The sequence below is a fragment of the Roseateles sp. P2_H4 genome, assembly GCF_056403315.1.
Map to the genome: position 1 here is coordinate 61331 of NZ_JBFUFR010000033.1, position 15994 is coordinate 77324.

12 protein-coding genes and 1 pseudogene are annotated in these 15994 nt (G+C 69.3%); 10 read left to right on the top strand and 3 right to left on the bottom strand.

Features of this window, described 5'->3' with window-relative positions:
• Nucleotides 1-2 precede the first annotated feature (2 nt).
• The 5 genes and pseudogenes from AC1DW3_RS22560 to AC1DW3_RS22580 all read left to right on the top strand — a co-directional run.
• On the top strand, nt 3-764 hold the full coding sequence (locus tag AC1DW3_RS22560; protein ID WP_477935091.1) for a hypothetical protein: 762 nt from the start codon (nt 3-5) through the stop codon (nt 762-764).
• Between the two features lie 20 nt (nt 765-784).
• The gene (locus AC1DW3_RS22565; RefSeq protein ID WP_477935093.1) at nt 785-1717 is read left to right on the top strand and encodes a substrate-binding domain-containing protein; all 933 of its coding nucleotides are present in this window, start codon (nt 785-787) and stop codon (nt 1715-1717) included.
• 9 nt (nt 1718-1726) lie between these two features.
• Nucleotides 1727-2581, top strand: a complete 855-nt coding sequence (locus tag AC1DW3_RS22570) for an ureidoglycolate lyase (RefSeq protein WP_477935095.1) — start codon at nt 1727-1729, stop codon at nt 2579-2581.
• A 2-nt stretch (nt 2582-2583) separates the two neighbouring features.
• Complete coding sequence (locus AC1DW3_RS22575; protein ID WP_477935097.1) at nt 2584-3861, top strand: L-fuconate dehydratase; 1278 nt, start codon at nt 2584-2586, stop codon at nt 3859-3861.
• A gap of 86 nt (nt 3862-3947) precedes the next feature.
• Nucleotides 3948-4040: pseudogene (locus AC1DW3_RS22580) on the top strand (SDR family oxidoreductase); the annotation flags it as partial.
• A 2-nt stretch (nt 4041-4042) separates the two neighbouring features.
• On the opposite strand, the gene AC1DW3_RS22585 reads toward AC1DW3_RS22580, so the two are convergent.
• The 3 genes from AC1DW3_RS22585 to AC1DW3_RS22595 all read right to left on the bottom strand — a co-directional run bounded on the left by AC1DW3_RS22585 (nt 4043) and on the right by AC1DW3_RS22595 (nt 6125).
• The gene (locus tag AC1DW3_RS22585; protein WP_477935099.1) at nt 4043-4732 is read right to left on the bottom strand and encodes a glutathione S-transferase; all 690 of its coding nucleotides are present in this window, start codon (nt 4730-4732) and stop codon (nt 4043-4045) included.
• 29 nt (nt 4733-4761) lie between these two features.
• Nucleotides 4762-5244: a GreA/GreB family elongation factor gene (locus AC1DW3_RS22590; protein WP_477935101.1), complete on the bottom strand. Its 483-nt coding sequence runs from the start codon at nt 5242-5244 to the stop codon at nt 4762-4764.
• Between the two features lie 62 nt (nt 5245-5306).
• Entirely contained in the window at nt 5307-6125 is an 819-nt protein-coding gene (locus tag AC1DW3_RS22595) for a substrate-binding periplasmic protein (protein WP_477935103.1), read from the bottom strand.
• Nucleotides 6126-6334: 209 nt separating this feature from the next.
• On the opposite strand from AC1DW3_RS22595, the gene AC1DW3_RS22600 reads away from it, so the two are divergent.
• The 5 genes from AC1DW3_RS22600 to AC1DW3_RS22620 form a co-directional block, all read left to right on the top strand.
• Nucleotides 6335-7171, top strand: coding sequence for a ParB N-terminal domain-containing protein (locus AC1DW3_RS22600; RefSeq protein ID WP_477935105.1), 837 nt, complete (start codon nt 6335-6337; stop codon nt 7169-7171).
• A 187-nt stretch (nt 7172-7358) separates the two neighbouring features.
• Complete coding sequence (locus AC1DW3_RS22605) at nt 7359-12173, top strand: NAD-glutamate dehydrogenase (protein WP_477935107.1); 4815 nt, start codon at nt 7359-7361, stop codon at nt 12171-12173.
• A 61-nt stretch (nt 12174-12234) separates the two neighbouring features.
• The gene (locus AC1DW3_RS22610) at nt 12235-13218 is read left to right on the top strand and encodes a DUF58 domain-containing protein (RefSeq protein WP_477935109.1); all 984 of its coding nucleotides are present in this window, start codon (nt 12235-12237) and stop codon (nt 13216-13218) included.
• Nucleotides 13215-15236, top strand: coding sequence for a transglutaminase TgpA family protein (locus tag AC1DW3_RS22615; protein WP_477935111.1), 2022 nt, complete (start codon nt 13215-13217; stop codon nt 15234-15236). Before AC1DW3_RS22610 ends, AC1DW3_RS22615 begins: the two co-directional genes overlap by 4 nt.
• The coding region (locus AC1DW3_RS22620; RefSeq protein ID WP_477935113.1) for a lytic murein transglycosylase at nt 15233-15994 on the top strand (762 nt) is incomplete at its 3' end. The genes AC1DW3_RS22615 and AC1DW3_RS22620, both read left to right, overlap by 4 nt.

The window sequence follows — 15994 nt, forward strand, 5'->3', positions numbered from 1 at the left end:
CCGTGAGACCACCCCCCCTGTTCGCGCTGCTGGTGGGCCTGGCCGGCCCCGCGGCTGCCGCCTGCCCCGACGACGCCGGCTTCAAGCGGCTGGCGTCGTTCGAGCACCTCTACCTCGGCGAGATGCATGGCACCGAGGAAGTGCCGCAGCTCGTGCAATGCCTCGTGGAAAAGGCCATCGCCGCGCGACCGTCCAGCCTGGCCGTGTCGCTGGAGCTGCCTGAGGAAGCGCGCCGACCCGACAGCGAGTTCTGGAAGAACCGTGACGGCCGCGCCTCGCAGGCCATGTGGCGGCTGCATCAGTGGCTGCTGGCCCAGGAGGCCGCCGGCGCGCTGAAGCTGGACCACCACCAGCCGACCGCGCACTACCCCGACCAGGCCGACTACGAGAAGGCGGGCGGCCAGGCGCTGAATGCGCTGATGCGCAGACACGCCCGCGTGATCGTGCTGGGCGGCAACTTCCACAGCCGGCGCGAAGCCACCTCGTGGATGCCGGCCATGGCGCCCATGGGCAGCTTCGTCGGAGAAGGCACGGTGCATGTCGACCTGCTTGCGGTGGAAGGCGGGACGGCGTGGGTCTGCTCCAGCACCGCGCCGGCGGGCAGCGCACCGCCGCCGCCCACCTGCGGGGCCAAGCCCATGTTCAGGCCGCCGTCGGGTGAGACCCGCGCCGGCGACCTCATCGACGGCAAGCCGGCCGGCCATGACCACATCTATCTGATGAAGTCCTTCACCGCCTCGCCGCCACAACAGCAGCCCCAATAAAGCCGACCCGAGACAACCCCATGCGACGCCGCCTTTTGCTGACCGCCGCCCTGCTCGCCACCACCACGGCCCAGGCGCAGCAGCCAACGATCTACATCCCCCTCATCTCCAAAGGCTTCCAGCACCAGTTCTGGCAGGCCGTGAAGGCGGGTGCCGAGCAGGCAGCCCGGGACTTCAACGTGCGCGTCACCTTCGAGGGCCCCGAGAGCGAGGCCATGGTGGACAAGCAGATCGACATGCTGGCCGCGGCGCTGGCCAAGAAACCGCAGGCCATCGCCATCGCGGCGCTGGACAGCAAGGCCGCCATCCCGTTGCTGCGCAAGGCCCAGGCGGCCAGGATCCCCGTCATCGCCTTCGACTCGGGCGTGGACAGCGACATTCCGCTGACCACCGCGTCCACCGACAACCGCGCGGCTGCGGCCCTGGCCGCCGACAAGCTCGCGGCGCTCATCGGCGACGAGGGCGACGTCGCCGTCGTCGGCCATGACCAGACCAGCCGCACCGGCATCGAACGCGTCGAGGGCTTCGTGAACCGGCTCAAGACGGCTCACCCGAAGGTGCGCGTCGTCACCGTGCAGTACGGCGGCGGCGACCATCTCAAATCCACCGAGGTCGCCAAGTCCATCCTTCAGGGCAACCCCAAGCTGAAGGCGCTGTTCGGCACCAACGAGGGCTCGGCTATCGGCGTCGTCAACGCCGTGCGTGAGATGAAGCGCAGCGGTGTCACCGTCGTCGGCTTCGACTCCGGCAAGCAGCAGAAGGACGCCATCGCCAGCGGCGCCCTGGCCGGCGCCATCACGCAGAACCCCGTCGGCATCGGCTACCGCACCGTCGAGGCCGCCGTGAAGGCGCTCAAGGGCGAAGCCCTGCCCAAGACCCTCGATACCGGCTACTACTGGTACGACAAGACCAACCTGCGCGATCCCAAGATCGCCGCCGTCCTCTACGACTAAGGAACGACCATGAAACTCCTCCGCTACGGCCCCTCGGGCCAAGAACGCCCCGGCCTGCTCGACGCTGACGGCCGCGTGCGCGACCTATCCGCCCTCGTCGACGACGTGGCCGGCGACACGCTGACACCCGCCGGCATTGCCAGGCTGAGCGGCATCGACCCGAGCACATTGCCGCTGGTCGAAGGCACGCCCCAACTAGACCTGCGCGTCGGCCCCTGCGTCGGCCGCGTCGGTAAATTCATCTGCATCGGCCTGAACTACGCCGACCACGCCGCCGAGTCGGGCCTGCCCGTGCCGACCGAGCCGGTCGTCTTCGCCAAATGGACCAGCGCCATCTGCGGCCCCGACGACAACGTGCAGATCCCGCGCGGTTCGGTCAAGACGGACTGGGAGGTGGAGCTGGGCGTCGTCATCGGCGAAGGCGGCCGCTACATCGAGGAGGCCGACGCGATGAAGCATGTGGCCGGCTACTGCGTCGTCAACGACGTGTCCGAGCGTGAATGGCAGCTGGAGCGCGGCACGCAATGGGACAAGGGCAAGGGCTGCGACACCTTCGGCCCCATCGGCCCCTGGCTGGTCACGGCCGACGAGGTGGCCGACCCGCAGCAGCTCGATCTCTGGCTGGAGATCGACGGCCGGCGCTTCCAGAACGGCAACACGCGCACCATGGTCTTCAACGTCGCGCAGATCGTCAGCTACCTCAGCAAATTCATGAGCCTGCAACCCGGCGACGTCATCTCCACCGGCACGCCGCCCGGTGTGGGCCTGGGCCAGAAGCCGCCGCTCTACCTGAAGCCCGGCCAGACCATGCGCCTGGGCATCCAGGGCCTGGGCGTGCAGACACAGAAGACAGTCGCCGCCTGACCATGACACGCATCACCAGCCTGCGCACGGTGGACGTGCGCTTCCCCACGTCCCAGCACCTCGACGGCTCGGACGCGATGAACCCCGACCCGGACTACTCGGCCGCCTATGTCATCCTGGAGACCGACCAGCCCGGGCTGGAAGGCCATGGCCTGACCTTCACCATCGGCCGCGGCAACGACATCTGCTGTGCCGCCATCGAGGCCATGCGACATCTCGTCGGCGGCCTGGAGCTGGACTGGATCGCCGCCGACATGGGCCGCTTCTGGCGCCATGTCACGTCGGACAGCCAGCTGCGCTGGATAGGCCCCGACAAGGGCGCCATCCACCTCGCCACCGGCGCCGTCGTCAACGCCGTGTGGGACCTGTGGGCCAAGGCCGAGGGCAAGCCGGTATGGCGGCTGGTGGCCGACATGAGCCCGGCCGAGCTGGTGCGCTGCATCGACTTCCGCTACATCACCGACTGCATCACGCCGGATGAAGCGCTCGACTTGCTGACCCGCGCCGCCGAGGGCAAGGCCGAACGCCTGTCGACGCTGCAACGCGAGGGCTACCCCTGCTACACGACGTCCGCCGGCTGGCTGGGCTACCCGGACGACAAGCTGCGGCGGCTGTGCCAGCAGGCCGTGGATGCCGGCTTCAACCACGTCAAGCTCAAGGTGGGCCGCGACCGCGAGGACGACATCCGCCGTCTGCGCATCGCCCGCGAGGTGCTGGGGCCGGACCGCAAGCTGATGATCGACGCCAACCAGGTCTGGGACGTGCCCGTGGCCATCGATTGGTTGAAGGACCTGGCGTTTGCCAAACCCTGGTTCATCGAGGAGCCGACCAGCCCCGACGATGTCGAAGGCCACCGAGCCATCCGGCAGGCCATTGCGCCCATGCAGGTCGCCACCGGCGAGATGTGCCAGAACCGCATCCTGTTCAAGCAGTTCATGATGCGCGGCGCCATCGACGTGGTGCAGATCGACAGCTGCCGCCTGGGCGGCGTCAACGAGATCCTGGCCGTCATGCTGATGGCCGCCAAGCTGGGCCTGCCCGTCTGCCCGCATGCCGGCGGCGTAGGCCTGTGCGAGTATGTGCAGCACCTGTCCATGATCGACTACGCCTGCATCGCCGGCACCCGCGACGGCCGCGTCATCGAGTACGTGGACCATCTGCACGAGCACTTCGTCGACCCCTGCGTCGTGCGCGGCGCGGCCTATCTGCCGCCCGAGGCGCCCGGCTTCTCGATCACGATGAAGCCAGCGTCGCTGGAGCAGTACCGCTTTCGAGGCTGAACATGGATCTCGGGCTGCAAGGCAAGGTCATCCTCGTCACCGGCGGCGGTGCCGGCCGAGGTCATGACGCCGCTCTATCGCCAATGGTTTTCCTGCTGTCGGACCGGGCCGGTCACACGACGGGGCAATGGGTGTTTGTCGATGGCGGCTACACACACCTGGATAGAGCGTTGGGCTGACGTCAGAGCGGCGGAAAGCGATTCGCACCTTCCGCGGGCAACTTGACCATGCAAGCAGCGAATAGCGGGTTGACGAGCCAGCCGTTCAGCCAGGACCTTACCGCCGGCAAGTCCAGCGTTGCAAACCATCCCGGATCCACCGAGGCGAACTGGCGGACGAAGGGCATCACTGCCAAGTCAGTGGCGCATGGCGTGGCGCCGCCCAGGTAGGGCGCGCTGTGCAGCCGTGCCTCCAGCGGTCGCAGCAGCACATCCAGCGCGCTGTCGCGGTGTGCGTCTGGCGTGAGGGTCTCACCCGCGTAGCGCTGGGGGTACTTCCAGCGGTCCAGGTGATGCTTGAAGTCGCCATCGTTTCGCAGTACCAGGTCAAGGTTCGCAGGCGACTGCGCCCGCGCCCACCAGCCCTGCGCATCGGGCGCAGCCAGTGCCCAGCGCATGATGTCCCAACTCTCCTCGATCACGCTGCCATCGGGCAACTGCAACACGGGTACCGTCGCCTTGGGAGACAAGGCCAGCAGGCTCGCTGGCTTGTCGCGCAAGCTGACCTCCATCGCCTCGAAGACCCGCCCGGCTTGCAGCAGCGCCATCCGTGCGCGCATCGCGTAGGGGCAGCGGCGAAAGGTGTAGAGCCGCGGCAACTGTGGACTTGAGGGGGCGAACGGTGCGTGCGGTGTCAGCGTCGATGCGCGCATGGGCAATTCGGCGTGAACTTGGCCGCGGCTCAACAAACCCGCAGCACCTCAAACTGCTGTCGGATGGGAGCGACCTGTATCGACACCTCATCACCCTCGCGCTTACCCAGCATGGCCCTGCTCAACGGGGCTTCGCTGCTGATGACCTGAACGATGTGAGCGCCGCTGACCAACTTCATGCTGCCACCATCCGGGCCGAGAAATAGCTGTTGCTGCCTGTCGTCGGAATCGACCAGGCAGACCAGCGCGCCGAGCTGTATACCTTTGCTGGCGTCGTAGGCGCGTGGGCGGAATTGGCGCCAATTGGCCATCGCCTGGCGGATGGCTTCGGCGCGACGCGCTTGGCCGGTCGCCAGGTAGGCGGCTTCGAGACCCAATGTGTCGTATTTGTTTTCGGCGATGTTTTCTTCGTGAGTCGCCGTTTCATGCGCCGCCCGCGCTGCCTGTTCGGCTTGCAGCAGGTCTTCGGCGAGCCGTTCCAGCACCTGCTGCTGCAGCAAGAATTTATCCATGATGAAAGCCAGGCATCTCGAACAAGCGGGGGCACCTTGATTATCAAGGGCTCCAAAGGCCGCTAGCGCGGCCGTACCGAATCGCTGAGGTTGCCGTCGGGGTGGTAGTGCTGGAAGGCGCGCCAGGCGGCGCCGGACCGGCCGATGCGCTCCAGCATCTCCAGCGCCAGCTTGCGGTCAGCGTCGCTCAGCGACGAACTGCGGCTCACATAGGCGCCGCTCTCGCCCCAGGCCAGTTCATCCACGGGTTCGGCATGCAGGCGGTCGATCCAGGCGCTCAGCTTGCGATTCGCCCGCAGTGCGCCCGTGACCGCCGTGGGCGTGATCACCGCCACGTCGGCGATGCCGGCGTCGAGCGCGCGCGCCAATGACAAGGGGTCGGCAGACTCCACCAACCGGCCCTCCGCCGCGAGCTGTTTGACCAGGGACTGGTAGCGCCCGTCATAGTCGTAGCCACGCACCACGGCCACCCGCAGTTCGCGATGCTCCAGCAACTCAGCCACGCTGTGCGCCGGCAGCTGGCGCGACCGCAGGGACAGCAGCACGGCACGGCTGCGGATCATGGGCACGAAGCTGCCATGCGCGTCGCGGCGCGCCGAGCGCCGGGCCGGCAGCAGCATGTCCGCCTGGCCGGTCTCGAACAGCATCTCCTGGCGTGAGCGCGGCACGACCTGGAATTCAATCGTGCAACCCGTCTTTGCGATCTCGGCGCGCAGCAGATCGGGATAGATGCCACCCACCTCGCCGTCATTGACCGTGACGGCAAGGCCGATGGGCGCCACGGGCACCCGCAAAGCGCGCGAGCATTCGGCCTGGGCCAGCAACGGCATGCAACTCAGCAGCAGCAGCGACGCGAGGGAATGAGCCGGAAGATTCACCATTCAAGTCAAGGCTTGCGCAAGCCAACTCGTCGTTGTGGCCATGGTAGCGCCGCGCGCCTAGGGCCAGCCCGACCGTAACCAAGCATCTACCGCCTTTGCGACATCCGCGGCCGCGGGCGAGGCAGCTTGCCAGCCTGCGCGGGTGCCGGCGATGCGGCACTCTCTAGAATTCGCCCCCTTTCAGCCCGCCCGCTCCGCCCCGCTCCCCCATGGACATCGTCGTCAACGAAGAACTCAAAGCCTACATCGACCCATTGACGGCGGAGGAGCACGAGGCGCTGGAGCGCAGCATCCTGGCCGAAGGCTGCCGTGATGCGCTGGTGCTGTGGGGCGATGTGCTGGTGGACGGGCACAACCGCTACGGCATCTGCAGCAAGCATGGCCTGCCCTTCCAGACGGTGCAGAACACGCGCTTCAAGTCCATGGAGGACGTGCACCTGTGGATGATCGACCAGCACCTGGGCCGGCGCAGCATCTCGGACTTCCAGCGCGGCGTGCTGGCGCTGCGCAAGCGCGAGATCGTCGCCGGGCGGCGCGCACGCAGCGCGGCCGTGGCGGCTGCGCTGCCGGTGGCCGAGGCTCCACCTCAGGCGCCGGACGCCACGGCGCTTGAAACGCGCGAGGCCCTGGCCAAGGCGGCACGGCTGAGCAGCAACCAGGTGGTGATGATCGAGAAGATCCAGAAGCAGGCCGCGCCCGAGGTGGTCGCCGCGGTGAAGACCGGCGCGATCTCGATCAATGCGGCCGCGGCCGTCGCCACGCTGCCCGCCGAGGAACAGGCGGCCGCCGCGGCCGCGGGTGCGCAGGAGCTCAGGCAGGCAGCCAAGCGGGTGCGCGAGGCCAAGCGCAGGCCGCCCGCGGCCGAGCCGGCGCCGGATGCAGCCGACACCCCGGCACCGGAGCAGACGATGGAGACGCTGCGCCAGTGTGTCGCCGCGCTGGAGGCCGAGAACGCGGCCTTGCGGCAGGAGCTGGCGGCGCTTCGCTTGCAATCGCAGTCCGCGCCGCCGTCGGCCAGCGATGCGCCTGCGCCTGCGCCATTCTGAGCGCCCCCTTCTCTCCTGCACGCCCGGCGCAGGCGTAATCTACGGCATGCCCTGCCCGGTCACGGCGCCGTCGACGCGCCACCGTGCCCGATGACTTGATCCCGATGAAGCGGCAGGCACCGCCGACACAGTGACCCGCCGAGGCCACGTGTGGGCGGGTTCAATGACCCGACAGGAGACGACAAGCATGCTGGCGCAAACCCACCCCACCGGCCCGCGGGCCGAGCGCATGGACGAAGTCCTCAAGCTGGTACGGGGCAAGACCAGCCCCGACCAGCGCGAGGTGCTGGCGGACTTCGTGCAGAAGTACTTCGGCCAGGTCGACCCGGAGGAGCTGGCCGAGCGGCAGGTGGCCGACCTGTACGGCGCGGCGGTGTCGCACTGGAGCTTTGCCCGCAAGCGCGAGCCGGGCCATGCACGGGTTCGGGTGTTCAACCCGACGATTGCCGAGCACGGCTGGCAATCGACCCACACCGTCATCGAGATCGTCAACGACGACATGCCCTTCCTGGTCGACTCGGTGACGATGGAAGTCAACCGCCACGGGCTGACGCTGCACCTGATCATCCATCCGCTGATGGCGGTGAGCCGCGACGGCGACGGCACGCTGCAGGGGCTGGCCGCCGACGGCGTGCATGAGTCCTTCATCCACGTCGAGGTGGACCGCATTCCCGAGCCGGCCCGGCTCGAGGCGCTGGCGGCCGACGTGGGCCGCGTGCTGGACGACGTGCGCTCGGCGGTGGTCGGCTGGCGCGCCATGCGCCAGCGCATGCAGGACATCGTCGACGAGCTGCAAAGCCAGGCGCCGCCGCTCGCCGCCGAGGAGCTGTCCGAGGGGCTGGATTTCCTGCGCTGGCTGGGTGACAACCATTTCACCTTCCTGGGATACCGCCGCCACGGCCTCGCCAGCGTCGACGGGCAGGACGTACTGACGGTCGTGCCCGACTCCAGCCTGGGCATCCTGCGCGACGCGGCCTCCCTCGACGCGGTGGCCGCCTTCGCCGCGCTGCCGGCCGAGGTGCGCGCGCAGGTGCGCCGGCCCGAGCTGCTGGTGGTGACCAAATCGACCGCGCGCTCCACGGTGCACCGGCCGGGCTATCTGGACTACGTGGCCGTCAAGCGTTTCGACGCCGCCGGCAAGGTCTGCGGGGAGGAGCGCTTCCTGGGCCTGTTCACCTCCACCGCCTACAGCGCCAACCCGGCCGACATCCCGCTGCTGCGGCGCAAGGTGGCCGATGTGGTGGCGCGCGCCGGCCTGCCGCCGGGAGGGCATGCCGGCAAGGCCTTGATCAACATCCTCGAGACCTATCCGCGCGACGAACTGTTCCAGACCAGCAACGATGAACTGCTGCAGACGTCGGTCGGCATCCTGCACCTGGGCGAGCGCCAGCGCTTCCGCCTGTTCGTGCGGCGCGACCCCTTCCAGCGCTTCATGTCCTGCCTGATCTATGCGCCGCGCGAGCACTACACGACCGAACTGCGCCAGAAGTGGCAGTCCATCCTGCTGCAGGCCTTCAACGGCAGCGGCTCGGAGTTCAATGTGCACCTGTCGGAATCGGTGCTGGCGCGCATCCAGATGACGGTGCGCACCCAGCCGGGCCGCATCCCGGACTTCGACGTGCGCGAACTGGAAGCCCGCCTGGTCTCGGCCGCGCGGCGCTGGGACGACGACCTGAAGGCGGCGCTGATCGACGCGACCGGCGAGGCCCGCGGCATCCAGCTGCTGCGCCAGTTCGGCACGGCCTTCCCGGCGTCCTACCGCGAGGAGTTCGAAGCCCGCGCGGCCGTGCCCGACGTCGAGTTGATGACCCGGCTCAGCGACACCGAGCCGATGGGCATGACTCTCTACCGGCCGCTGGAAGCGCCCCCCGGCCATCTGCGCTTCAAACTGCTGCGCCGCGGTGAGCCGCTGACGCTGTCGGCCAGCCTGCCGATGCTGGAGCACATGGGCATGAAGGTGCTGGACGAGCACCCCTACCGCATCTCGCCGCAGGACTCGGCGCCGATCTGGATCCATGACTTCGGGCTGATGGGCAGCGCCGACGCCGAGGTCGAGGTGGCCGCCTTGCACCAGGTGTTCGAGAACGCCTTCGCCGCCGTGCTGCGCGGCGACGTCGAGGACGACGACTTCAACCGCCTCGTCGTCGCGGCGCGCCTGACGGCCGAGCAGATCGTCGTGCTGCGCGCCTATGCCAAATACATGCGGCAGATCGGCTTTGCGCTGTCGCAGTCCTTCATCGAGGCGACGCTGGCCGCGCATGCCCCCATCGCCGCCCAGCTCGCCCGGCTCTTCGAGCTGCGCTTCGACCCGGCCGGCGGTGCCGCCAGCGAGGCCCAGGCCGCGGAGCAGGTCAAGGCCATCACGGCGGCGCTGGAGCAGGTCAGCAACCTGTCCGAGGACCGCGTGCTGCGCCAATACCTGGCGCTGATGCTGGCCACGACGCGCACCAACTTCTGGACCCGCGACGCCGCGGGCCAGCGGCGCAGCTTCCTGTCGTTCAAGTTCGACTCGTCCAAGGTGCCTGGCCTGCCGGCTCCGAAGCCGATGTTCGAGATCTTCGTCTACTCGCCCCGCTTCGAAGGCGTACACCTGCGCGGCGGCCGGGTGGCGCGCGGAGGCTTGCGCTGGTCGGACCGGCCGGAGGACTTCCGCACCGAGGTGCTGGGCCTGGTGAAGGCGCAGATGGTGAAGAACATCGTCATCGTGCCGGTCGGCTCCAAGGGCGGCTTCGTGCTGAAGAAGGCGCCGCCGGCCAGCGACCGCGAGGCCTTCATGAAGGAAGGCGTGGCCTGCTACCAGAACTATCTGCGCGGCCTGCTGGACATCACCGACAACCGCGTCGGCGACAAGATCGTGCCCCCGCCCAACGTGCGCCGCTACGACCAGGACGACCCCTACCTCGTCGTCGCCGCCGACARGGGCACCGCCACCTTCTCGGACTACGCCAACGGCATCAGCAAGGAGTACGGCTTCTGGCTGGGCGACGCCTTCGCGTCCGGCGGCTCGGTGGGCTACGACCACAAGGCCATGGGCATCACCGCGCGCGGCGCCTGGGAATCCGTCAAGCGCCACTTCCGCGAGATGGGCGTGGACACCCAGACGACCGAATTCACGGTGGCGGGCGTCGGCGACATGTCGGGCGACGTGTTCGGCAACGGCATGCTGCTGTCGCGCCACATCCGCCTGGTGGCAGCTTTCGACCACCGCCACATCTTCCTGGACCCGAGCCCGCAAGCCGAGGCGTCCTTCGTCGAGCGCGAGCGCATGTTCAAGCTGCCGCGCTCAAGCTGGGCCGACTACGACACGGCGCTGATCTCGGCCGGCGGCGGCGTGCATGCGCGCAGCGCCAAGTCCATCGCCATCACGCCCGAGGTGAAAGCTGCCTTGGGCATCACCGCCGACGCGATGACGCCGACCGAGCTGGTCAACGCCATCCTGAAGGCGCCGGTCGACCTGATCTACAACGGCGGCATCGGCACCTATGTGAAGGCCGCGAGCGAAAGCCACGCCCAGGTGGGCGACCGCGCCAACGATGCTCTGCGCGTCAACGGCGGCGAGCTGCGCTGCAAGGTGTTCGCCGAGGGCGGCAACCTGGGCTGCACCCAGCGCGGCCGCATCGAGTTCGCGCTCGCCGGCGGGCGCATCAACACCGACGCGATCGACAACTCGGCCGGCGTCGACACGTCGGACCATGAAGTCAACATCAAGATCCTGCTCGGCCTGGCCGTCAGCGAGGGCGAGCTGACCGAAAAGCAGCGCAACACGCTGCTGCCGCAGATGACCGACGACGTCGCCGCGCTGGTGCTGCGCGACAACGTCTTCCAGACCCAGGTGCTCTCGGTCACCAGCCACATGGCGCCGCAGCTGATGGACGCGCAGGCGCGCTTCATGCAGTACCTGGAGAAGGCCGACCGGCTCGACCGCGCCATCGAATACCTGCCGTCCAACGAGGAGATCGCCGACCGGCGCGGCATGGGCCAGGGCCTGACCGGCCCCGAGCGCGCCGTGCTGCTGGCCTACAGCAAGATCTGGCTCTACGACGAGCTGCTCGGCTCGACGCTGCCCGACGACCCCTGGGTATCGACCGCGCTGGTGCGCTACTTCCCGGCGCTGCTGCAGGACAAGTTCAGCGGCTATATGCAGCGCCACCCGCTCAAGCGCGAGATCATCGCAACGCACGTCACCAACAGCATGATCAACCGCGTGGGCAGCACCTTCGTGCACCGCCTGCTCGAGACCACCGGTGCCCGCGCCTTCGAGATCGTGCGCGCCTACCTGCTGAGCCGCGAGATCTTCGGCATGGTGAGCCTGTGGCAGAGCATCGAGGCCCTGGACAACAAGGTGGCAGACGAGATGCAGTCGCGCATGCTGATCGACACCAGCCGCCAGCTCGAACGCGGCACCAAGTGGTTCCTGCGCTCGAACCGGCTGGTCGACGACATGGGCGCCACGATCGAGCACTTCACGTCCAACGTGACCAAGCTTGCAGCGCGCCTGCCGCAGTTGCTCGACGCCGACGAGCGGGCCCGTGTGGACGCCGCGGCAGCCCTCTACATCGCGGGCGGCGTGCCGCGCGAACTGGCCGAACGGGTCGTCACCTTCGGCACGCTGTACGCGACGCTGGACATCGCCGAGATCGCCGGCGGCGCGCGCTGGCCAGTGGAGCTGGTGGCGGCCATCTACTTCGACCTGGCCAACCGGCTGGGCATGCCCTGGCTGCGCGACAAGATCACCGCCCTGCCCGGCGACCAGCACTGGCAGATGCTCGCCAAGGGCGCCATGCTGGACGACCTCTGGGGCCTGCAGCGCTCCATCACCGGCGCGGTGCTGGCCAACGGCGGCGACCACGACTCGCCGACGGCCCTGGTCGAGGCCTGGCAGGCCAGCAACGGCCGCACCATCGAACGCGCGGAGCAACTGCTCGGCGAGCTGCGCGCGGTGCCGGCGCCGGATGCGGCCATGCTGTCGGTGGCGCTGCGGGAGTTGCGTGGGCTGACCTAGCAGAAGCGGGCGGCCTGGAGCGAGCCTCGCGGGCCGCCCCAGGCCACGTATTCTTCTGCCCATGGCCGCTCTCCAAGCCCTTAGAAACCGCTGGCAACTCTGGTGGCAGGCCCGCCAAGCCCCGGCCGACACCCACCAGACGACGCAGCGCAATGTCTACATCGTGCCCACCTGGGCCGGCGTGGCCTTCTGCGGCACGCTGGGCGTGCTGCTGCTGGCCAGCATCAACGAACAGCTGAGCCTGGGCTATGCGCTGACCTTCGCGCTGACCGGCGCGGGTCTGGCGTCCATGCACACGACGCACGCCAACCTGCGCGGCCTGCAGATGGACCTGAAGGCCCCCGAGGGCGCGCATGCCGGTGACGAATACCCACTGGAGCTGCGCCTGCACAACCCGGGCAGCGCCCGCTTCGGCATTGCCGTCAGCGCCCAGCTCGACAGCGGCGCCACCGAGCCTGCCTGGATCGACGTGCCGGCCCTGGGCCATGCGGTGCTGAAGCTGCGCCTGCCGGCCGACAAACGCGGCCTGCGCGAGCTGCCCCGCCTCGTCGTCACGACGCGCTTCCCCCTCGGCTTCTTTCGCGCCTGGAGCTACTGGCGGCCGGCCAGCAGGGTCTGGGTCTACCCGCGCCCCGAGGAGGTGCTGGCGCCCTTCCCCACGCAGGCCGAGGCCGGCGCCGGCGAGGCCGCGTCGACCCGCCAGTCCTCCAGCGGCACCGACTTTTCCGGCGTGCGCAGCTACCGCCGCGGCGACTCCATGAAGCAGATCCTGTGGCGCAAGTCGGCGCTGGCCCTGGACCAGGGCCTGCCGCTGTGGGTACGCGAGACCGAGGCGCCGCTGGCCCAGGACCTGTGGCTGGATTGGCGCGACACCCATGGCCGCGACACCGAGGCCCGGCTATCGCGACTGGCCGCCTGGGTGCTGGCCGCCGAGCGCTTGGGGCAGCCGTATGGCCTGCGCCTGGGTGGCAAGGAGGTCGCGCCGTCGCTGGGCGCGGCCCACCGCCAGGCCTGCCTGGAAGCACTCGCGGGGTTCGGCGCATGAATGGTCTGACGGCTTGGTGGAACCGCCTGCCGCGCGACACGCGCGACAGCTTTTTCCTGCTCGGCGTCATCGCGGCCGTCATCGCGCCGCATGTCGATCACCTGCCCTGGTGGAGCAGCGCGCTGACGGCCATCGTGCTGTGCTGGCGCGCCCAACTGTCCTGGCGCCAGCGGCCTTTGCCCGGGCGCTGGTGGCTGGCCGCCGTCATCGCCCTCTACACGGGCCTGACCTGGCTGACCTTTCGCACGCTGATCGGCCGCGAGGCCGGCATCACGCTGCTGGTCATGCTGATGGCGCTGAAGACCATGGAGCTGCGCGCCCGCCGCGACGCCTTCGTCGTCTTCTTCCTCGGCTTCTTCCTGGTGCTGACGCAGTTCCTGTACTCGCAGTCGCTGCTGATGGCGGTGTGGTCGCTGGTCTCGCTGTGGGGGCTGCTGGCGGCCGTCGTGCTGGCCCAGATGCCCACGGGCGTGCCCAGCATCGCCATCGCCGCCCGCCGCGCCGCCGGCACGACGGCCCTGGGCCTGCCCGTCATGGTGCTGCTGTTCGTGCTGTTCCCGCGCATCGCGCCGCTGTGGGGCGTACCGACCGAGGCCATCGGCAAGACCGGCCTGTCCAACCAGCTCGAGTTCGGCGCGATGAACGAGATCGCCAACGACGAGAGCATCGCGATGCGGCTGAAGTTCGAAGGCCCGCTGCCGCCGCCCGACCAGCGCTATTTCCGCGGCCCCGTGCTGACCCGCTTCGATGGCAAGACCTGGCGCGTGCCGGACACCCGCTCCAGCCAGACCTGGCTGCGTGGCCGCGACGACCTGACCACGAGCGGCCCGGCGCTGCGCTACGAGATGACGCTGGAGCCCCTGCGCATCTCGGTGCTGCCGCTGCTGGAGATGAGCCCCGGCGCCGCGGGCAGCGAACTGGCGCTGACCGACCTGGTCGTCACGCGCGGGCCCGAGCTGCAATGGGTGTCGCCGCGCCCCATCACCGAGAGGCTGAGGCTGTCGACCAGCGCCCATGCGGCCTGGCGGGCCGGCGAACGCCGCAACCGCATCCACCAGTCCACCGACCTCGATCTTCCCAACGGCCTGAACCCGCGCACACGTACCTGGGCCGAGCTGCTGGCGGGCGACCAACGCTTCGCCGGCCTGGCGCCGGGCCCGCGCGCCGAGGCCCTGGCCGCGGCCCTGCTGGAGCACATCCGCACCCAGGACTTCACCTACACGCTGACACCTGGCCGCTACGGCGAGACCTCGCCCGACCTCATCGACGAGTTCTGGTTCGACCGGCGCCTGGGCTTCTGCGAGCACTTTGCCTCGGCCTTCGTCGTCGTCATGCGCGCCATGGGCGTGCCGGCCCGCATCGTGACGGGCTTCCAGGGCTGGGACGGTGAACCCCAGGATGGTTACTACGTCGTGCGCAACGCCAACGCACATGCCTGGGCCGAGTTCTGGGTCGAAGGTCGCGGCTGGGTGCGCAGCGACCCGACCGCCGCCGTGGCGCCCAACCGCGTCATCCAGGGCCTGGCCCTGCGCCCTGAGCCCGGCGTGCTCGGCCAGTTCAACCCGACGCTGTGGCGGGCGCTGCGCAGTGGCTGGGAGACGGTCAACAACCGCTGGCAGCAACTGGTGCTGAACTACTCGCGGGACAACCAGTTCGACCTGCTCAAGCGCATGGGCTTCGAGCGCACCGACTGGACCGCCCTGGGCCAGGCCCTGGCCGGTGTCATCCTCGTGCTGGCGGTGGCCGGCGCCGCCTGGATACGCTGGAGCAGCCGCCCCCACGACGCCTGGAGCCGCCAGCGGGCGCGCATCGCCGCGCTGCTGGCCAGCAGCGGGGTCACCATCCCCGCGCACGAAAGCCCGGCCGCCTGGGCCCGCGCGCTGCGCCGTCTGCATGGCCAGAAGGCCGAGCCGGCGGCACTGTGGCTGGAGAAGCTGGAGCGCTCGCGCTATGCACCCGGCGCACCGGCGCCCGCCTGGGGCGAGTTCCGCACGGCGGCCCGTATGCTGCGCGCGTGAAACTCCGATATCTGCCCCTGCTGGCCGGCCTGCTGCTGGCATGTTCTGCCCAGGCCAAGCCTCACCACGCCAAGCCGGCGCCGCCGCCGCCCCAGCCTTTGGGCGACCGCCCTGCCGTCGTCGCCTTTGCCGACGAACTCGCCACCGCCCAGGGCTGGGACGCCGCCGCGCTGCGCGAGCAACTCGGCCAGGCGCTGGACCTGCCGCGCGTCAGGCAGCTGATCCTGCCCGCCGCCGTCGGCACGGCCAAGAACTGGACGGCCTACCGGGACCGCTTCATCGAGCCCCGGCGGCTGGAGGCCGGCGTGGCCTTCTGGGCCGAGCACGAGGCCGCGCTGGCACGCGCCGAAAGCACCTATGGCGTGCCCGCCGAGGTCATCGTCGGCATCGTCGGCGTCGAGACCTTCTATGGCCGCATCACCGGTGGCTTCAAGGTGCTGGACGCCCTCGCCACGCTGGCCTTCGACTTCCCCACCGAACACCCGCGCGCGGCCGACCGCCAGGCCTTCTTTCGCAACGAGCTGGCCGAGTTCCTCAAGCTCTGCCGCGAGAACGGCCTGGACGCCGCCGAGGTGCGCGGCAGCTATGCCGGCGCCCTCGGCTGGCCGCAGTTCATGCCCGGCAGCTGGCGCCAGCACGCGGTGGACTTCGACGGCGACGGCCGCGTCGACCTGATCGCCAGCCCGGTAGACGCCATCGGCAGCGTGGCCCACTATCTGTCCGAATACGGCTGGAAGCCCGGCGAGGCCACGCACTAC

Coding starts and splice junctions, on each gene's coding strand:
- AC1DW3_RS22570 (WP_477935095.1), top strand. CDS start 1,727: ATGAAACTCCTCCGCTACGGCCCCTCGGGCCAAGAACGCCCCGGCCTG.
- AC1DW3_RS22565 (WP_477935093.1), top strand. CDS start 785: ATGCGACGCCGCCTTTTGCTGACCGCCGCCCTGCTCGCCACCACCACG.
- AC1DW3_RS22595 (WP_477935103.1), bottom strand. CDS start 6,125: ATGGTGAATCTTCCGGCTCATTCCCTCGCGTCGCTGCTGCTGCTGAGT.
- AC1DW3_RS22610 (WP_477935109.1), top strand. CDS start 12,235: ATGGCCGCTCTCCAAGCCCTTAGAAACCGCTGGCAACTCTGGTGGCAG.
- AC1DW3_RS22615 (WP_477935111.1), top strand. CDS start 13,215: ATGAATGGTCTGACGGCTTGGTGGAACCGCCTGCCGCGCGACACGCGC.
- AC1DW3_RS22590 (WP_477935101.1), bottom strand. CDS start 5,244: ATGGATAAATTCTTGCTGCAGCAGCAGGTGCTGGAACGGCTCGCCGAA.
- AC1DW3_RS22585 (WP_477935099.1), bottom strand. CDS start 4,732: ATGCGCGCATCGACGCTGACACCGCACGCACCGTTCGCCCCCTCAAGT.
- AC1DW3_RS22575 (WP_477935097.1), top strand. CDS start 2,584: ATGACACGCATCACCAGCCTGCGCACGGTGGACGTGCGCTTCCCCACG.
- AC1DW3_RS22600 (WP_477935105.1), top strand. CDS start 6,335: ATGGACATCGTCGTCAACGAAGAACTCAAAGCCTACATCGACCCATTG.